Consider the following 748-nt stretch of genomic DNA (forward strand, 5'->3'; position numbering starts at 1 on the left):
AGCCCATTGCAAGACCGAACGCCTGCCAGACTGCCATCTTGGCCTGCTCATATTACAACAAAAAGCGACATTGGTAAAAGTTGCACTTTATAATATTATTGATAATGCAAGATTATGGAGAACCTACGATGACGACCGCCCCAAGGGCGTTGACGCGGGTTTGGGTCGCCCCGCCTGACGGCACTTGTGCGACGATGACCCAGGCAGGATCGAGAGATATGAGCATCTCGAAGTCCTCTCCCGCAGACCGTCGGTCCGCAGGCCTTGCCGAAGCCAAGGCGGCACAAGCGGCGCTTGGCCGGACAAGATGGTGCACTTGCAGGGCGACGGTGTCCTGCAGGCACTGCTGGACGCGCGCAACCTGATCACCGCCCGCGCCAAAGACCTGATCTCCTTTGCTGCACATTACGTGATCAAAGGAGCGGCACAAAACCGCGACAAGACCACCCTGCTCAAGTCAGAACCGCTCGCTCTTGTAGCTGTAGCGATAGTTGTAGTCGTAATGTTGCCCCCCGTATTTGTTGACCTCCGTGATCCGGTAGTCGTTCAAAACAGCCCCCGTCACCTTGACGCCCGAGTTCTCGAACAGACGCCGGGCTGCCTCGACCTCGCCCATCATGGTTTGCAGATGGCGTGTCACAAGAATGATTGCTCCGGTATACCGTCCGATAACAACGGGGTCGGTTACGGCAAGCGCCGGCGGGCTGTCGACGATGATCAGGTCAAATCGATCATTCAGTTGCTTTAG

General features: G+C 56.4%; 1 protein-coding gene. It reads right to left on the reverse strand.

Translation table 11 applies throughout. The features are described 5' to 3' along the window. Positions 1 to 457 precede the first annotated feature (457 nt). On the reverse strand, positions 458 to 748 hold a 291-nt coding region (locus C5F46_RS16815; RefSeq protein ID WP_412779348.1), incomplete at its 5' end, for a tyrosine-protein kinase family protein.

It is taken from the genome of Phaeovulum veldkampii DSM 11550 (assembly GCF_003034995.1).
Classification (GTDB): domain Bacteria; phylum Pseudomonadota; class Alphaproteobacteria; order Rhodobacterales; family Rhodobacteraceae; genus Phaeovulum; species Phaeovulum veldkampii.